General features: G+C 53.2%; 16 protein-coding genes, 3 tRNA genes and 1 pseudogene. 11 read left to right on the top strand and 9 right to left on the bottom strand.

Going from position 1 to position 17474, the window contains the following annotated elements; translation table 11 throughout:
- Window positions 1-11: 11 nt before the first annotated feature.
- The 7 genes from glyA to rpmF form a co-directional block, all read right to left on the bottom strand.
- Entirely contained in the window at window positions 12-1250 is a 1239-nt protein-coding gene (gene glyA / locus RSDT_RS05395) for a serine hydroxymethyltransferase (RefSeq protein ID WP_096399865.1), read from the bottom strand.
- Between the two features lie 120 nt (window positions 1251-1370).
- Window positions 1371-2618 carry a beta-ketoacyl-ACP synthase II gene (fabF, locus tag RSDT_RS05400; RefSeq protein WP_096399866.1) on the bottom strand — a complete coding sequence of 416 codons (1248 nt, stop codon included), beginning with the start codon at window positions 2616-2618 and terminating at the stop codon, window positions 1371-1373.
- 112 nt (window positions 2619-2730) lie between these two features.
- Window positions 2731-2967: an acyl carrier protein gene (acpP, locus tag RSDT_RS05405; RefSeq protein ID WP_096399867.1), complete on the bottom strand. Its 237-nt coding sequence runs from the start codon at window positions 2965-2967 to the stop codon at window positions 2731-2733.
- A gap of 54 nt (window positions 2968-3021) precedes the next feature.
- Complete coding sequence (fabG, locus tag RSDT_RS05410; RefSeq protein ID WP_096399868.1) at window positions 3022-3792, bottom strand: 3-oxoacyl-[acyl-carrier-protein] reductase; 771 nt, start codon at window positions 3790-3792, stop codon at window positions 3022-3024.
- A 109-nt stretch (window positions 3793-3901) separates the two neighbouring features.
- Window positions 3902-4888: a beta-ketoacyl-ACP synthase III gene (locus RSDT_RS05415; RefSeq protein ID WP_096399869.1), complete on the bottom strand. Its 987-nt coding sequence runs from the start codon at window positions 4886-4888 to the stop codon at window positions 3902-3904.
- A 15-nt stretch (window positions 4889-4903) separates the two neighbouring features.
- On the bottom strand, window positions 4904-5938 hold the full coding sequence (plsX, locus tag RSDT_RS05420) for a phosphate acyltransferase PlsX (RefSeq protein WP_096399870.1): 1035 nt from the start codon (window positions 5936-5938) through the stop codon (window positions 4904-4906).
- On the bottom strand, window positions 5938-6120 hold the full coding sequence (gene rpmF / locus RSDT_RS05425) for a 50S ribosomal protein L32 (protein ID WP_096399871.1): 183 nt from the start codon (window positions 6118-6120) through the stop codon (window positions 5938-5940). The genes plsX and rpmF overlap by 1 nt, the downstream gene beginning before the upstream one ends.
- 180 nt (window positions 6121-6300) lie before the next feature.
- Between rpmF and RSDT_RS07925 the strand changes: the two genes are divergently transcribed.
- From RSDT_RS07925 to RSDT_RS05440, 4 genes are all read left to right on the top strand, one after another.
- Window positions 6301-6432: an SEC-C metal-binding domain-containing protein gene (locus tag RSDT_RS07925; protein ID WP_408606726.1), complete on the top strand. Its 132-nt coding sequence runs from the start codon at window positions 6301-6303 to the stop codon at window positions 6430-6432.
- 128 nt (window positions 6433-6560) lie between these two features.
- Window positions 6561-7355 (top strand): sulfite exporter TauE/SafE family protein, encoded by a 795-nt coding sequence (locus tag RSDT_RS05430; RefSeq protein ID WP_096399872.1) that lies wholly within the window; start codon window positions 6561-6563, stop codon window positions 7353-7355.
- Window positions 7356-7436: 81 nt separating this feature from the next.
- Window positions 7437-8636: an amidohydrolase family protein gene (locus RSDT_RS05435; protein WP_096399873.1), complete on the top strand. Its 1200-nt coding sequence runs from the start codon at window positions 7437-7439 to the stop codon at window positions 8634-8636.
- A 91-nt stretch (window positions 8637-8727) separates the two neighbouring features.
- A tRNA-Asp gene (locus RSDT_RS05440) sits at window positions 8728-8804 on the top strand.
- A 1036-nt stretch (window positions 8805-9840) separates the two neighbouring features.
- On the opposite strand, the gene RSDT_RS05445 is transcribed toward RSDT_RS05440, so the two are convergent.
- Window positions 9841-9916 (bottom strand) — tRNA-Val (locus tag RSDT_RS05445).
- Between the two features lie 539 nt (window positions 9917-10455).
- On the opposite strand from RSDT_RS05445, the gene RSDT_RS05450 reads away from it, so the two are divergent.
- From RSDT_RS05450 to RSDT_RS05470, 4 genes are all read left to right on the top strand, one after another.
- Window positions 10456-11397: a respiratory nitrate reductase subunit gamma gene (locus RSDT_RS05450; protein WP_096400575.1), complete on the top strand. Its 942-nt coding sequence runs from the start codon at window positions 10456-10458 to the stop codon at window positions 11395-11397.
- 14 nt (window positions 11398-11411) lie between these two features.
- Entirely contained in the window at window positions 11412-13007 is a 1596-nt protein-coding gene (locus RSDT_RS05455) for a (Fe-S)-binding protein (protein ID WP_096399874.1), read from the top strand.
- 704 nt (window positions 13008-13711) lie between these two features.
- Window positions 13712-14614, top strand: a complete 903-nt coding sequence (locus RSDT_RS05465) for an NAD(P)-dependent oxidoreductase (RefSeq protein ID WP_096399876.1) — start codon at window positions 13712-13714, stop codon at window positions 14612-14614.
- 143 nt (window positions 14615-14757) lie between these two features.
- Window positions 14758-14834, top strand: a tRNA-Pro gene (locus RSDT_RS05470).
- 340 nt (window positions 14835-15174) lie between these two features.
- On the opposite strand, the gene RSDT_RS05475 is transcribed toward RSDT_RS05470, so the two are convergent.
- Window positions 15175-15639 carry a hypothetical protein gene (locus RSDT_RS05475; protein ID WP_096399877.1) on the bottom strand — a complete coding sequence of 155 codons (465 nt, stop codon included), beginning with the start codon at window positions 15637-15639 and terminating at the stop codon, window positions 15175-15177.
- Window positions 15640-15755: 116 nt separating this feature from the next.
- Between RSDT_RS05475 and RSDT_RS07930 the strand changes: the two are divergent.
- From RSDT_RS07930 to obgE, 3 genes and pseudogenes are all read left to right on the top strand, one after another.
- A pseudogene (locus RSDT_RS07930) lies at window positions 15756-15887 on the top strand (catalase); the annotation flags it as partial.
- A 51-nt stretch (window positions 15888-15938) separates the two neighbouring features.
- Window positions 15939-16145 (top strand): catalase-related domain-containing protein, encoded by a 207-nt coding sequence (locus tag RSDT_RS07935; RefSeq protein WP_408606727.1) that lies wholly within the window; start codon window positions 15939-15941, stop codon window positions 16143-16145.
- A 222-nt stretch (window positions 16146-16367) separates the two neighbouring features.
- Entirely contained in the window at window positions 16368-17474 is a 1107-nt protein-coding gene (gene obgE / locus RSDT_RS05485) for a GTPase ObgE (protein ID WP_096399878.1), read from the top strand.

Here is a 17474-nt window from a genome sequence, read left to right on the forward strand (position 1 = left end):
GTTCTCGCGGCTTACCAGACGAACAGGGGGAACGCGCGGGCGAATTCCTCCACCTGTTTGCGCAGTTGCGCAATATCCGCCGCGCTGTTGCGTTTTGCAAGCGCATCCACGATAAAACCGCCCACAATGCGCATAGCTTCTTCCTTCATGCCGCGCGTGGTCAACGCCGCCGTGCCCAGGCGAATGCCCGACGTCACAAAAGGCGAACGCATTTCAAAGGGCACTGTGTTTTTATTGACGGTAATGCCGGCCTGATCCAAGGTTTGTTCCGCGTCTTTGCCGGTAATGTTCTGCCTAGTCAAATCCATCAGCATCAGATGATTGTCCGTGCCTCCGGAAACAAGCTCATAGCCGGCTTCAGTCAGATATTGCGCCAGCGCGGCGGCATTTTTGACGACCTGCCGCTGATAAACGGCGAAGGCCGGACGCAGAGCTTCGCCGAAGGCCACGGCCTTGGCCGCGATAACGTGCATGAGCGGCCCGCCCTGGATGCCGGGGAAAATCTGACTGTCGATCATTTTGCCGGTCTCCGCGCCGGCGAGAAGCATACCGCCGCGCGGCCCGCGCAAGGTTTTGTGCGTGGTGGTGGTGGTGATGTGCGCGTAGGGAATTGGGCTTTCGTGCAGGCCGGCAGCCACCAGCCCAGCAATGTGCGCCATATCCGCCAGCAGTTTCGCCCCAACTTTGTCGGCAATGGCCCTGAAACGGGCAAAATTGATACGGCGCGGATAGGCGCTCGCGCCTGCCATGATAGCGGCGGGTTGGTGGGCTTCGGCAAGCGCTTCCATTTCGTCGTAGTCAATGCGGCCTGTCTCGCGCCGCACGCCGTAAAAAACAACCTTGAAAAGACGACCGGAAAAATTGACCCGGCTGCCGTGCGTCAAATGGCCGCCGTGCGAAAGATTCATGCCGAGAATAGTATCTCCGGGCGTCAGACAAGCAAAATAGGCGGCCATATTGGCCTGCGAGCCGGAATGCGGCTGCACGTTCGCGTATTCGCAATGAAAAAGCTTTTTGGCCCTCTCCACGGCAAGACTTTCAGCCATATCCACATATTCGCAACCGCCGTAATAGCGTTTTCCCGGGTAACCTTCGGCGTACTTGTGCGTCAGCACGCTGCCCTGGGCTTCACGCGTGGCCGGCGAAACAAAATTTTCAGAGGCGATCAGCTCAAGTTTGCTCACCTGTCGATCAGACTCAAGCGCTATCGCCCTGGCGATCTCAGGATCCTGAAGCAAAATTTCATTCATGAAATATAATCCTTGGCTGTGTTTGGAGTTAACTGTTTTATCTATGCTTTAGTGCAGCGGTAACACGGCGCTAAAGCATATAATTTTATACTGTGCTGTGACGTCCAGTGTAAAACGGGATCAAACGTCCCATTTTTTGAAAATCAGACTCGCATTGGTGCCGCCAAAACCGAAGGAATTACACATAGCGTATTCACAGGCAATATTCTGCGAGCCGTCAGGCAGATAGTCAAGATCGCACTGCGGATCAGGGTGTTCCAGATTAATGGTGCCCGGCAGGATTTCCTCATACAGGGCAAGCGCCGTAAAAACGGACTCAATGCCGCCCGCGGCACCCAAAAGGTGCCCGGTCATAGATTTTGTGGCCGATATTTTAATTTTTTTCGCGTGTTCTCCGAAAACAAGCTTGATGGCCTTTGTTTCCGTCACATCATTGAGTTGTGTAGATGTGGCGTGCGCGTTGATATGCGTGATCGCCGACGGCGCAAGGCCTGCTTCGCGCAAGGCGTTCTGCATGGCTCTGGCCATGCCTTCGCCATCCTCGCGCGGGGCAGTCATGTGCCAGGCATCGCCGGATGCGCCGTAACCGATCACTTCGGCGTAAATTTTCGCGCCGCGCACCCTCGCTTTTTCCAGCGATTCCACAAGCACCAGTCCCGCGCCCTCGCTGATCACAAAACCATCCCGCGCGGCGTCAAACGGCCGCGACGCTCTGCCCGGCTCGTCGTTGCAACGGGTGGAAAGCGCCTTCAACGCCGTAAAGCCGGCCACGCCGAGCGGCGTGACGGTAGCCTCCACCCCGCCGGTAATGGCGGCCGTGACGCGACCGAGCAAAATTTCGCCATAGGCTGTGCCCACAGCGTGAATGCCTGAAGCACAGGCGGTTGTTGTGACGATGTTCGGCCCCTTGGCGCCGGTAAAAATGGACACCTGCCCCGGCCCCATATTGGAAATGAGCATGGGTATCATAAAAGGTGAAACTTTACCCGGCCCGGACTCCAGCAGTTTTGCATGCCAAGTCTCAATGGTGTGCAGCCCGCCGAGACCGATACCCAATATCACGGCTGTGTCAAAGGCGTTATCCTGCGTGACGGCAAAGCCGGCGTCCTCTAAAAGCATTTTTGCCGACGCCACGGCAAACTGTGTAAAACGATCCATGCGCCGAACCTGCTTCGGCGGCATGAATGTCTCCGGAGCGAAATTCTTGACTTCGCCGGCAATACGCGAATTATAGGCCGAGGCGTCAAACAGCGTGATCGGCGCGATACCGGACTCGCCTGCAATCAGTTTTTTCCAAGTGTTTTCAATATCGTTGGCGAGGGGCGTGATGCCAGCAACACCAGTAATCACGACACGTGGTCGGGTCATGCGGGCTCCTTGTCAGCACGAACGAAATCACAACGCGCATAAAACTCGCATATTTTATGCGCCCGTTACAGCAACCGCCGGCAGCGACAGATCGCCGCCGCCGGGGCATGTGCTACTGTTTCTTATTTTCTATATAGCTGACGGCATCCTGCACCTTAAGAATCTTCTGCGCGTCGTCATCGCCTATTTCAATGTCGAATTCTTCTTCCATAGCCATGATCAGTTCCGTCAGATCCAGAGAGTCCGCGCCGAGATCTTCGACAAAGGAGGCATCCGGCTTGACTTCGTCAATGCTCACGCCCAACTGCTCCACAATAATTTTAACAACTTTCGCTTCAATTTCCGACATGCTGTCCTCCAGAAATAAATATTGACATTGCCATATTACGATAATCCGACGCGTTCAGCAGTACAAGCCGCCGTTCACGGCGAGAATCTGCCCTGTAATATACGCGGCCTTGTCTGAAGCCAGAAAAACCACAGCGTCAGCCACATCCTGCGCAACCCCCATGCGTTTCAAGGGCACGGCCGCCACATAGCTCGCCCGGACTTCTTCGCTTAAAGACGCTGTCATGTCTGTCTCAATAAAGCCCGGCGCCACGGCGTTGACGGTTATCTGCCGGGCAGCCAGCTCTTTGGCGCAGGATTTGGTAAGCCCCAGCAGGGCGGCTTTGGCCGAAGCATAGTTGACCTGTCCGGCATTGCCCATCTGCCCCACCACAGAAGAAATGTTGATAATGCGCCCTTTGCGGTTTCTGCTCATAAGTTTAGCCGCTTCCCTTGTGCAGCAGAAGGCCCCGCGCAAATTGACTGCGATAACCCTATCGAAATCCTCGTCCTTCATACGTACCAGAAAGCCGTCTTTTGTTATGCCCGCGTTGTTGACGAGCACGGCCAGATTAACCCTGTCCTTCACTTCTCGCGCAAAAAACTCCGTCACAGCGCCGCTTTCTTCGACATTCAACGCCAAGGCCGCGGCCCGGCCGCCCGCCGCGGCGATTTCGTCCGCCGCGTTTTTGGCGTCTTCCGGACGGCTTACATAGGTCAGCAAAACCTGAAAGCCGTCACCGGCAAGCGTTGCGGCAACAGCCCTGCCGATGCCGCGGGAACCGCCGGTCACCAGCGCAGTAGGCGTCGCAGCGTCAAACGGATGTGTACAATATGGCGCGTTCATGCTTTTTCAACCCCTTCAGCAAAATCAACATGGACCGTATACCGTGAACGCGGAAAAATTTCAACGATACGCGCTGCCCGCAGTCAGTGACGGATATCAAAGGCGGGAACTAAAAACGCAGTAATGCCGCTCCCCATGTCAGGCCCGCCCCGAATGCCGTCACAAGCACGCGGCCGCCGGGCCTGATGCGCCCCACAGAGCACGCCTGCGCAAGCGCAAGCGGTATGGAGGCCGCAGAAGTGTTGCCGTAGTGCTCCACATTGGTGAACACGCGGTCGGCCGCAACATTCAGCCGGCAGCCGACAGCTTCAATAATCCGCATATTGGCCTGATGCGGCACAAAAAGGTCCACGGCAGCCATGGCAAGACCGTTGCGCGCGAGCAGTTCCTCACACACGTTTGTCATCTGGCGCACAGCGTGTCGGTAAGTTTCGCGGCCCTGCATGTGCAAAAAAAAGTCATCGCCCACAGTGTCGCCCTTGGCGTAACGGCAGGCTGTGCCGCCGCCCACGGAGATCAGCCCGCTGAGGCTGCCGTCGCTTTTGCAAAGCACGTCTTCCAGAACGGCCGAACCTTTGCCCGCATTGCCGGAGCACACACAGGCCGCCGCGCCGTCGCCAAACAGCACGCAGGTTGACCTGTCCGTCCAGTTGATTCGTCGCGTCAAGGCTTCCACACAGACAAAAAGAATGTTCGCGTCTGGATTTTCCGTCAGCAGGCTGCGCGTCAGGGACAGTCCGTACAAAAAACCGGTGCAGGCCGCGCTGATGTCAAAGGCCATGACCGGCCCTGCATTCAGGGCGCCCGCCAGAATACAGGCCACTGAGGGCGAGAGCATATCCTGCGTGCAGGTAGCCGCAAGAATATGAGTCAGGGCGCCGACCTCAAGGCCGGCCTCGTGCAGGGTCTTGCGGGCAACAATCAGAGCGAGGTCCGAAGCGTTTTGCGTGTCCGCCAGCTTGTGACGTTCTTTTATGCCAGTGCGCGAAAAAATCCATTCGTCACTTGTGTCCGTCAGTTTTGTCAGATCGTCATTGGACAGCACAGTGTCCGGCGCATAGGCCTGCAATGCGCTCAGACGGCAGGTTGCACTCATAACAAATACCAGTTGTTAAACGGCGCGGGAAAAACGGGTCAGCTCTTCATTGGCCAGAATGATTTCAGCAAGACGGCTGTTCGCGTTCTTGCGCACATAGGCGGCGGCCATTTTGGCGGCATTGCGTATGGCGCAGGCGTCTGAACGGCCGTGGCAGACAATGGCGAGCCCCTGTAAACCAAGCAGCGGCGCGCCGCCGTATTCCGTATAATCTATCGTGCGGGCAAAACGCCTGAATGCCTTGCGCGCCAGCATCCCGCCCAGAGCGGGCAAAACGCCTGACATGAAAACGCGTTTTACCATGCGGGTCAGTGACGCGGCAAGACCCTCGCTCATCTTTATGACAACATTACCGACAAAGCCGTCGCAGATAACCACGTCAATATCTCCGACAAAAATATCACGCCCTTCGGCATTGCCCACAAAATTGATGTTCTGCGCGAGCTTCAACAGTTCGTAGGCTTCCTTGACTTGGGAATTGCCCTTGCCTTCTTCTTCCCCGATGCTCAAAATACACACGCGCGGCGCGGCGTAACCCAGGATATCGCGGGCAAAGGCGTCGCCCATGAGACCGAACTGAAAAAGATGGTAGGGGCGACAGTCCACATTGGCACCCACGTCCAGCACGACCACGGGATTTTTTTCCGTGGGCAGCATGGTGGCGAGCGCCGGCCGCTCCACCCCCGGAAGCCGACCCATGATGAACATACCACAGGCCACAGTGGCACCGGAATGTCCGGCGCTGACGACGGCATTAGCGGTACCCTCTTTGACAAGGCGACATCCCACCTGAATAGAAGAATTTTTTTTACGGCGCAGAACGTCTGAGGGCTTTTCGTTCATGTGCACCACCTCGTCAGCCTGAACAATATCAAACTGCACATCCGCAAGGTTGAGCTTCCGCAGTTCAACCTCAATCTTGTGGGTATCGCCCACAAGCAGAACATGCGCGTCGTGCAGGCGGGCGGCATCTACGGCGCCCGGCACCACCACGGAAGGGCCGAAATCGCCCCCCATGACGTCCACGGCTATGACGGGACGTCCGCTCATTATTCGGCTTTGTTCGCGACAATTACCTTGCGGCCTTTATATTTGCCGCAGGCGGGGCAGACGCTGTGGGGCAGGGTCGGCTCGCCGCAGAGGCAAAAAATGACGGCAGGCGTGGGCACATGATCGTGGGAACGGCGCATCCCCTTGCGGGAACGAGATTTTTTATTCTGTTGAACGGCCATAAAATCTCCTTCGCCCATAGGGCGCAATGGTCATGTAAAAAATACGGCCAGGGGAACCCCGGTAGAACGAAAAAAGTAGTAAAAATCTGCAGAATTGTCCAGACTGTTTCCGTGCGCAATCAGGGCAATCGTAATGGATCAAACAAACTCGGCAGCCGGGGCCGAGGTTAAAAATTCGTCATCCCATCCCGCGCGGTTGCGTCTGACGCGCATACTTGTCTTTCCGGGAAGAAATTTCAGCGTTGTTGTCTTCAGGTTGAGTTTTCATTCCTCCATTCTATAAACTTTTTTAGATGCGTCTGCCCTGCATGAAAAGACACCTGCCGGGCTTTTCAGAGCGAATCCTGCCCACAGTGTCTTGCTTTTTGAGGGAAATGTTGACGTCGGCAGAGCCATTATCTAGAGTAAACAAAAAATTTACAACACAGGGGCGCGAGAACATGTTTTCTTTTCTTGCTTATCCCGCTTGCGGCGCAGTGGCCGGCGTACTGGCCGGGCTTCTGGGCGTGGGCGGCGGCATTATTATTGTGCCGATGCTCGCGGCCATTTTCCCCACACAGGGCGTGCCGCCGCAATATATCCAGCAATTTGCCCTGGGCACGTCGCTGGCCAGCATCATGATAACCTCCGTCTTCAGCACACGCGCCCACAATGCGCGCAAGGCCGTGCACTGGAACATTTTCCGCAACATCACGCCGGGCATACTGGTCGGCACATTCACAGGCGGCTTGATAGCCACCCACGCCCCAACACTTTTTCTCAAAATATTCTTTATCTGTTTTCTCGGCTTTGTCTCCGCCCAGATGATTTCTGACTACCGGCCGCCCGCCTGGCGCGACATGCCCGGTTTTATCGGCACAGCCGGCGTGGGCGGCGTTATCGGGATGATCTCCAGTTTTGTCGGCATTGGCGGAGGCACGCTTTCCGTGCCGTTCATGAGTTTCTGCAATGTGCCGCTGCACCATGCGGTGGGCACATCGGCGGCCATCGGCTTCCCCATTGCCGTAGCCGGCACGCTGAGCTACATTGTCGGCGGCTGGGGCAGACCTGACATGCCGACCGGGACCATCGGCTTTGTGCACCTTTGGGCGTTGCTGGGCATTGCGTCAGCGAGTTTTGTAACAGCGCCCTTGGGCGTCAAACTTTCCCACGCCCTGCCCACAGCAAAACTCAAACGCGGCTTTGCCGTTTTTCTAATTATTATAACCCTGCAAATGCTCTGGGGTATTCTGTAGGCGGCAACCCGCCGAGACATATGCGCGTCAACTGGTGATTATCAGCAACAATTATGTAATATTACTGACAAAGACAGTGAAATGCCATCGTCAGTGCTGATCCTGCGGGCTAGAACACTGTTGACGCTCGCCGGTGAAACGGCGGCGAGGGGCGGGAATCTTTTCGCGCCTTTGAAAAAAATCGACAATGCTGCACTTGTCGTGCGCGACGGTCATGTGGAAGCCGCCTTTTCCTGGCCGGGATCGCATACGCCCGCCGGAGCACGGGTGCGCGATCTTGGCTCCGTCTGCCTGGCTCCTGCCTGCGTCAACGCCCATACCCATCTGAACCTTTCACATCTGGCCGGGCGCACAACATGGCGCCGGGGCTTCACGCCCTGGCTGGCAAGCCTTGTTCCCATGCTCGCCGAACCCATTAGCCCCCCCGCGCTGGAAGATGCCTGTGCCGATATTGCCGGCTCAGGCGCCGTGCATGTGGGCGATTTTTCCGGAACGCTTTCCGCCGGGCCGGCGGCGGCGGATCAGGCATGCCGCGCGTGCGGTCTGGGCGTCACCCATTTTTGCGAATGGTTTGGCTTCAAATCGCCCTTGATTGATACAATCTCCCCCTGGCCGCCCTACTGCCGCAAAGCACTGGCCGAAAATCCGGCCATTGCCTTCCGCGCTGCCCCGTGCGGACACGCGCTCTATTCCACATCACCAAAGGCACTACGCGCCGCAAAAGAACACTGCGCCCGCAACAACCGCATTTTTGCCTTTCACCTTGCGGAATCGCCGGAAGAAACTGAAATGCTGACAACGGGCCGCGGTTCACTGAAAGATTTATACGCAGACCGCGTCCTGCCGGAAACGTGGCGCGCGCCGGGCCTGCGCCCCATGGCCTATGCCGCCGCTCTGGGACTTCTGGGGCCGGGTGCGCTTGCCGTGCACGGAACACAGCTGAACACCGCAGAAGCGGCGGAACTGGCAACCACAGGCACGGCGCTCTGCCTGTGCCCACGCTCCAACAACAACCTGGGCATGGGCCCGCCGCCGATGCGGGAACTGCTGGAAAGCGGAGTTCTGCTGTGCCTCGGCACGGACGGCCTGAGCACAAACAGCGATCTGGACGTACGCAAAGAAGCCGTGTACCTACGTGAAACGATGGACGTGCAGCCGGAAGCCCTTGTACGCCTTTTGACAGTCAACGGCGCGGCGGCGCTAGGCCTTGCCGGTGCCGGTCAATTAACACGCAACAGCCCTGCCGCGTTCTGCATTTTGCCGGAATCCCTGACATACTGACTGTCGGAAAGAAAGCTGACAAAAATTTAACTTGCCGTTTCTTTTGAATGTGGGTAAACAATTTTGTGCAATGCACTCTGCTTGACCACACGGAGCGGTAGTTAAGTCGGTTATAACGCCGGCCTGTCACGCCGGAGGCCGAGGGTTCGAATCCCTTCCGCTCCGCCAAAATTAAATCCAGCATAGACACAGAAAAGACCGGAACTCCTAAGAAAATAAAGAGTTTTGGCCTTCTCTTGTCTACCACTACCGAAGCTAGACCGTAAACCGTTGGTGTGCGCTGCCCCCACCGGAACAACGGCACAATAAACACGCGATGGAGAAGGGCTGGAAGCCGGAGGCGTTATCGTCGCCTCCGGCCGGGCAACCCTTCTGTAAGCTAAGGTTACAGGGCTGTTTCTCCCCGGTATGACCGACTCATGCCGGGGATTTTTTGTCGCCGGTTCAACAGAATTGAGCCGGAAGTGAGCATGAAAAACATCTGGACGCTTTAAAATAGAAATGCTTATTTCTTATCTGCGGAGGAGAATGACATGGAGCCGGTAAGCGTAAAGGATGTGGCGGCCTATATCATCTTGAAAAAGGGCCTATTACAGCTATTAAACTGAAAAAACTTTTTATTACTGTCAGGCATAGTCTCTCGTCCGGGATGGAGAGCCGTTATTCCATGAAAGAATTGAAGCATGGGCAAACGGCCCTGTTGTCCCTGCACTTTTTGTAGAGCACAAGGGCCTTTTCATGGTAAACAGAATCAATGGCAATCCAGAAAAGTTGACAGCTACTCAAAAGGAAACCGTTGACGCTGTTTTGCGTGATTATTGTGATTCCCTATGCACACCGGCAAAGAACAGGCTGGGTAAGCTTAATTTTTATGATAGATAATATTGTCCAATTTGATATTGGAACACCGACACGGCTCTGGGTATACTACGCTGTCCCATGACAACAGAAAAATTGCTGGTATTTTTGCTGGTATCTAAAAAATTGTACTTTTTTACTATCATAAAAATCAGTTATGTTATATTCTTAATATAGCTGCAGCGGTCTGCCTGCTCGCCTAGCAAATACCATGTACCAGCAGAAATACAAGCTTTTTGCCGATTGTATATAGATTTTTCCGGACGCAACAGACAATAAGGAAAGGCCAAAATCCTTTGTTTTCTAAGTGTCCTGGCCTTTTTTATGTCCATCTGGACTGAAAATTTGGTGGGCAGTACAGGAGTTGAACCTGTGGCCCCCGCCTTGTAAGGGCGATGCTCCACCAGCTGAGCTAACTGCCCGGTCAATGCGTGTCGCTGTTATCTTTGTTAAGTATACGCTGTGCCCCGTGGCTGTCAATTCAGACAAAGGCTATGCAGCCCGGCCAATGGAGTTTTTCATTATGCCAGTCATTTCTATCTGTTTTCCGTCATAGACTTTTCTACATGCGTCTGCCCTGATGGCAGCGCGGCTCCCCGCGTCGAAACAAAATCAATCTTTAATCACAAAAATTTTTTTCCGCAACACGTTTGATTTATAATATAAAATTAATTACCGCCCTGATTTTTCCCGTCAATAACTCGTTAAGACATCTTCCCATTCTCTGTTGATTCGTTTAGCATGAAGCAATTGCCGTAGGTCTGGTCTTGCCCTGGTCGTGACAATACGAGGAGATCATGGCAAGGCATACTGCGGACGGACGTTCGCGGATGAAACGAAACAACTAAAAAACAAGCATACGTATGCCGGATCAGTTGCGGTGGCGGGTCGTCAGGTCGTCGCTTCAGATTCCGGCAAACCCATGATGCAACGTCATCTTGACTTACGGGAGAAAACGCATATGACCACTCTTTTTTACCTTCTGGGCTATCTGGCGGTAGCTGGCTTCTTTAGCCTTGTCTTTATAAAAATCAGGTCTTACCTGACGGCCAGCCCACTGCACGTGCGCTGGGAAATCTACCCCATTCCCCACGAAGGCGCAAAAACTTCCTACGGCGGCAGCTTTATGGAAGAGAAGGACTGGTGGTCCAAAGCCCGCCATGTTTCGCACTTGGGCGACATCAAGGCACTGGTCACAGAGGTGCTTTGTCTGCACGCCACATTTGAATACAACCTTAAACTCTGGTTCCGCACCTACCCTTTCCATTTCGGCATGTACATGCTCATGGGCGGCACAATCATTGTACTGTTTTCAGCCCTTGCTCAAGTATTCGGCCTTTCCCCGGACTGCACCTTCATGCTTTTTGTCAACAATGTGATCAACGCCGTTGTTTTGGTGGGTTGTCTTTGCATTATCGGCGGCGGCATTGCTCTGATTTCGCGCCGTATGAACGATGAAGGCCTGAAAAAATACACCACGCCCGAACACTATTTCAATCTGCTGGTCTTTATGATTTTTGCCGTTTTCGGCCTGCTGGCCTGGATTGCCGCCCCCTCATTTTTTGAACTGGCGCGCACGTTCATCCACAATCTGATAACCTGCAATTTTGCGCCGCAAACCAGCACCGCCTTTGCTCTGCACATGCTGATTGGATTTTTCCTACTTGTCTGGATTCCCATGACGAACATGGGGCATCTGTTCATGAAATACTTCACCTATCATGATATCCGCTGGGGCGACGAACCCACGACATACAACGAAAAAACAAAACAAATTATCCCCGACACGCTCCAGAAATATTCCGTCACATGGTCGGCCGGCCATATTACAAACGGCGGGCGTGCAAAAACATGGCTTGAAGTTGCCACCACCAATCCCGCTGCCCCCAAAAACGAAGCCTAGAGAGAGTTGCTGACATGAGAGAAAATCTGCAATTGACCGATATTTCCACCGCCGAAGGGCAGATGGTGGACATTGATTTGAAAAACATTCCTGATCTGACGTTGAACATGGCGAAAATGCCGTGGAGGCCTTTCACGGACGAACAAAAAGAAAACACCGCCTGTATTCTTGACGAAGTCTGTGTGCTGAACATCCCAAAACCAAAAAACCGTCTGGAAGAGCAAGAGCTCGTCAATAAATTCCTTGGCGGCATGCGCAAGCTCTTTACCACAGAAAACAACTGGGCTTTTCGTCCGCTGCTTGAAACCAGCATGGACTACTGCGCCCAATGCAACTCCTGTTCCGCCGCCTGTCATCTGTATGAAATGTCCGGCGGACATGAGATGTACCGCCCCAATTTCCGCTCGGAAATTTTTCGGCGCATCTATAAACAGTATGTCAGAAAAGAACCCTTCGCCAAATGGCGTTATGGCGATATGGGGCTCAACTGGAAAACAGTGGTCCGCCTTGGCGAGCTGGCATACCGATGTAATCTTTGCCGGCGTTGTGGGCAGACCTGCCCCATCGGCGTCGACAACGGCTTGCTGGCCCGGGAAATCCGCAAGATATTCAGCCAAGAGCTGGGCATCTACCCCCGCGAACTGCACGAAAAAGGCACCATGAACCAGATGAAGGTTGGCTCCTCCACCGGCATGACGCCTGATGTGGTGCAGGAGAACGTGGAATTTATTGACGAGGACTATGCGGAAATCACCGGCATCGGCATCAACACGCCCTTTGACGTGCAAGGCGCCGATATTATGCTGCTGCACAATGCAGGCGAAATCATGGCCTGGCCGGAAAACGTCGCCGCATTCTCGCTGATTTTCCAGGAGGCCGGCCTTTCCTGGACGCTCTCCAGCAAGGCCATCGCCTACGACGGCGTGAACTATGGCGTTTTTTACGACGACGCGCAGACGGCGCGCATTGCATTGCAGCATATGCTGGCGGCGAAGGAGCTGGGGGTCAAAAAAATCGTCATCGGCGAATGCGGCCACGCCCACAAGGCCCTGACCGTCATCGCCGACCGCCTTATCCCCTTTGAATATCAGGTGCCGCGCGAGAGCTGCTATGTGACCCTGCGCGACATTGTCATGACCGGGCGCATCAAGCTTGATCCGGCGCGCAACGACTTCCCCGTGACGCTGCATGACCCCTGTAACATCGTCCGCCTGATGGGCATTGTCGAGCCGCAACGCGAAATCGTGCGGAAAATTGCGCCCCTGTTCCGCGAAATGCCCTGTAACGGCGTTAATAACTACTGCTGCGGCGGCGGCTCCGGCTTTGCCATTATGACCCGCAACAATATTGAAGCATGGCGCGGCAATATTACCGGACGCAAAAAGATGTGGCAGATCGGCGAGGCGTTTAAAGACTGCCTTGGCCCGGAAACCAAAAAATACATCTGCGCTCCCTGCTCCAACTGCAAAGGCCAGATACGTGAAATTCTGGAACACAATAATTTGTACGCAAAAAACAGCTTTGCTTACGGCGGCCTTGTGGAACTGATCGTCAACGCCATGGTGAACGCCAACCCCAGCTTCATCAAGTGGGAAGGCGAAGAAGAATAATTCCGGACAAAACGGCAGCCTCTGCAAAACCGCTTTTGTCGGTAAGCTTAAGAAACACTGCCAAGAGTCCCCCGCAGCCAAAGATGAGTTTTATAATCTTCACGCTGACTTTCTTCAAGAAATACATACTTGTATAAATTGTTGCAGTCATTATATCATTCAAAATACTATTTTTCTGTAAACAACAAAATAACAGTCAAATCTGAAATATTGCGTTGCTTTGAAATCACTGTATGCCTGTCGTATGCGCAGTTGAAAGAAAAATTGTCTTATGTGCCGCTCGAAAAGATTAAACAGACACTCTCGCCAAACAACGACTTCATCTAGACGTCTAAAGGTTGAAGATAAAATCAAAACTGAACTTGCCGTACGCGATTATGTTTCACTCGCTTCTATTGATGTTTCAAAGAACCTTGAATTGAACCCTGAACTGCGGATCTATTATAACGAGAAAAGATACGGCTCTAAATTCCACATCTGTGTTTAGAGATTACTGCTTAAGCCGCGTCCGCTTGACATTAGCCGAACTGCTTGACTTTGAAAAAGAAATCAACGGAAGTGTCGATAGTCAATCAATGTTTGTAGCCTATAACACTATGGTTCGCGTGGATAAAGACACGAGTAAATACCCACCTGATCTGGAATTATATCGTCATCACGCGGATATTTTTGGAACGTCGGTTCCATCAACAGGGGAGAATGGCATGTCTGAAACAATGCGCATTGGATGGATCGGCACAGGCGTTATGGGTTCTTCCATGGCCGGGCATCTCTTGACGGCAGGCTGGCCGCTGGCTGTGTATACCCGTTCCAGGGCAAAAGCGGAGCTGCTGCTTGCCGAGGGCGCGAAATGGGCTGAAAACCCGTGCGCGCTGGCGACCTGCTCGGATGTTGTCTTTTCTATTGTGGGCTACCCCGAAGATGTTGAAGAGGTGATGCTCGGTGAGCAGGGGGCGGTGCACGGCCTTGCCAAAGGCGGCATTGTCTGCGATATGACGACTTCCAGTCCCGTGCTCGCTGAACGTATTGCGGAAGTGGCTGCGGCAAGAGGCTGTGCGGCGCTGGACGCGCCTGTGACCGGCGGCGACGCAGGCGCGCGTGACGCCAAGCTTTCCATTTTTGTGGGCGGGGACAAAGCGGCCTTTGAGCGGCTTGAACACTGTTTTGCCAAAATGGGACAGAGTGTGCTGCACTGCGGCCCTGCAGGTTACGGCCAACGGGGAAAACTCGCCAATCAGATTGCCATAGCCGGTGTTATGTTCAGCGTTTGCGAGTCAATGCTTTTTGCACAGCAGGCCGGTCTGGATGTGGCCGAATGGATGGAGCTGGTCATTCCCGGTTCGGCAGGGAGCCTTGCCATGGGCAATCTTGGTCGCCGTGCCTTGCAAGGCGATTACGCGCCCGGCTTTTTTATTGATCATTTCATCAAGGACTTGGGCCTTTGCCTCGAAGAATGCCGCCGCATACGGATTGTTTTGCCAGGTCTTGCCGCCGCAGAACAGGTTTACCGCGTCATGCAGGCTCAGGGGCAGGGCAAGTTGGGCACGCAGGCTTTGGTGTTGGGTTTGGCCGCGCTCTCTGGAAAGGAGTGGCATGCGCTTGACTGAGTGGATTCAATAACCCGCTGTTGTCCGCACCGCTTTGAACAGGATGCATCCCTGTATCTTCAGCCCAAAGGCGCTGGTGCCCAGGACTGACGCTGAACAAAAAATTCTTGACAGCCGCGCCGGATATCCATATAAAGTTACGTCGGGATGTGGCGCAGTCTGGTAGCGTACTTGAATGGGGTTCAAGGGGTCGAAGGTTCAAATCCTTTCATCCCGACCATAAATTCAAGAGCTTGCGGAGATATGACCGCAAGCCCTTTCTGTTTTATGCGGCGTTTTACCACTAATGGCTAGCGTGGCTTCTGTGACTTGAATGACTATAATGTGTTGCAATCAGACGACCATCTGAATTTTTTGTCATCACATCTGAAAAATAGAGTTTTGCAGACGTATCAGGCTTGTTGATGGCTTGTACATCAATAACTTATACAGTCAGAGTAATATCCTCTACAACAAGAATTTTATCATGCCTTCGATAAAAAGGAAGTTTTTTAGTCGTAATTTCACCAATAAGCGGTGAAAAAACAGAAAGCACAAGTCATTGTCGTTTCAATACAAGACTAATTGGTGATATTTCTTAATTTTTCTCCACAAAAAATGTTTATAAAAGAATCAGTATGAACATTGCCAAGGTGAAAATATCTATCGCCCATACGAGCCAGCATACGAGCCTCATCTGAAGGATAGACAGACCCGTCATAATCGTAAATTACTCCACTAATCCCTGTGCCAGCGGGGGATTGTAAATCAACAAAGCCTGTTGAATATGGCGTTAAAATACGCGATAGAAGTATTGTTGCAAAGTGTTCTGCAAAGTATCTTGTCTTATTTATTAAAAATATATATTTAAGAGCATCAGTATACGCATCAACAAATTCTTGCATCTGATAGCCGAGGTTGTCTATTTTCTCTGCTGCAAAGCCATAAGGATTTAAGGAGCGAATAAAGATACCATCAAAGCCAAGCTCAATATAATAATCAATAATATGCTTGAAATTTTTTAAGCTGGTTGCAGTTGTTGTCATAAGGACATCAACCCCATCTTTCCCAAGAATTTCACGAGCAACGGGTATGGGTGAAATATCACTGGCGTACCCGGCAGGGCAGCAAGAACCTCAGCGACTAGAAGGCAACAGAACTTGTCGGACGGGATCGCGAAAGCCATCAGCGTGATTTGTACGAATCAATTGCAAAAGGCGACTTCCCGCGCTGGGATTTGTCTATCCAGATCATGATGACCGAGGATCAGGCGAAAAAGTATAAGGAAAATCCTTTTGATCTCAGTTTGGAATGTAAAGGACCCCCACTTGAAATCAAGGGGGCGATGGATTCATACGAACCCAAGGATGACGCGACGGATGACTGCTTTTATCAGGCCGGAGATCTTTACCGCCTCATGACCGAGGACAAAAAAGTTATTCTTATCGACAATACAGCACGGAACATTGCCGAAGTCACGGCAAACATCAAGTATCGCCACGTTGAACACGGCAACAGCGAATTTGCCGACAAACATTCTCACAGTAACTGAACAGAAAGCTTTTGGGCACTTGCCAAAACTTGATTGATTCGCTTTAGGGGTCTGCAAAACGTACTTTTATTTTCACTTGAAGGAATGTGAATTTCGTTTAACCATAGGCAAGATGACATTTATCAAATGGTGCTGGCAATACTCCGACATTTCCCTCTCAGCCAGACATGACCCTGAAATTTTAATCTTGATTTGTTCTAATGCTATTGAAAAGGCCGGGCCATGCGTTTTGTGGATGAAACGAAAATTCAGGTGCGCGCGGGCAAGGGGGGGCACGGCTGCGTGTCTTTCCGAAGGGAAAAGTTTGTGCCGCGCGGCGGGCCGGACGGCGGCGACGGCGGCGACGGCGGTTCTGTGGTCATCCAGGCTGACAGCCACCTGCTTTCGCTTTACGACCTTCGCGTCAGACGTCTGTATAAGGCGCAAAATGGGCAGCCGGGGCAGGGCAGCCGGTGCAACGGCAAAAAAGGTGAAGACCTTGTGCTTGCCCTGCCCGTGGGAACGCTGGTTTTTGTCGTGGGCCCGGATGGCGAACGTCTGCTTGCCGATCTGAACGAATCAGGCCTGCGCGTGACGGCGGCAAGGGGCGGACGCGGCGGCAAGGGCAACGAACATTTTAAATCCGCCACCATACGCGCGCCGCGTTTTGCCCAGCCGGGCGAGCCCGGAGAAGAACATTCTCTCAGGCTGGAACTAAAAATCCTGGCGGACGCCGGGCTGATAGGCCTGCCGAACGCGGGAAAATCCACCTTTATTTCACGCATATCCTCTGCCAGACCTAAAATTGCGGCCTATTCCTTCACAACGCTTGCCCCCAATCTGGGGGTGATGATTGATACGGTCGACCCGGACAGACGCATGGTGATTGCCGACATTCCCGGTCTTATTGAGGGCGCGCACACCGGGCATGGGCTTGGCAGCCGTTTTTTGAAACATGTGGAACGCACCCGTTTTCTCGTGCATATTCTGAGCGTTGAAGATGTGGACGATGCCAATCCCTGGGCCTGTTTTGCATTGATCAATGAGGAATTGCGGCGTTTTGACGCGAAGCTGGCCGAACGGCGCCAGATAGAAGTTGTCAATAAAATTGATCTCGTGAACAAAAACCGGCTTGTCGCGCTGAAAGGCCGCGCCGCAGCGGATGGCCGCCGCATGTTTTTTATTTCGGCCTTGCACAGCGAAAATCTGGAAGAACTGCTTGCCGAAATCTGGCGCTTGCGCGATGCCGTAGGAAGCAACATGCCCCTCACGCACATTGCGCGGGAAGAAGCAGCAGTGGATGGGGAAGATGAATTCCCTGAAATTGAAGTAAGGTACACGCGGGAATGA

Origin of the sequence: Candidatus Desulfovibrio trichonymphae, assembly GCF_002355955.1 — a bacterium.
Classification (GTDB): Bacteria; Desulfobacterota; Desulfovibrionia; order Desulfovibrionales; family Desulfovibrionaceae; genus Desulfovibrio; species Desulfovibrio trichonymphae.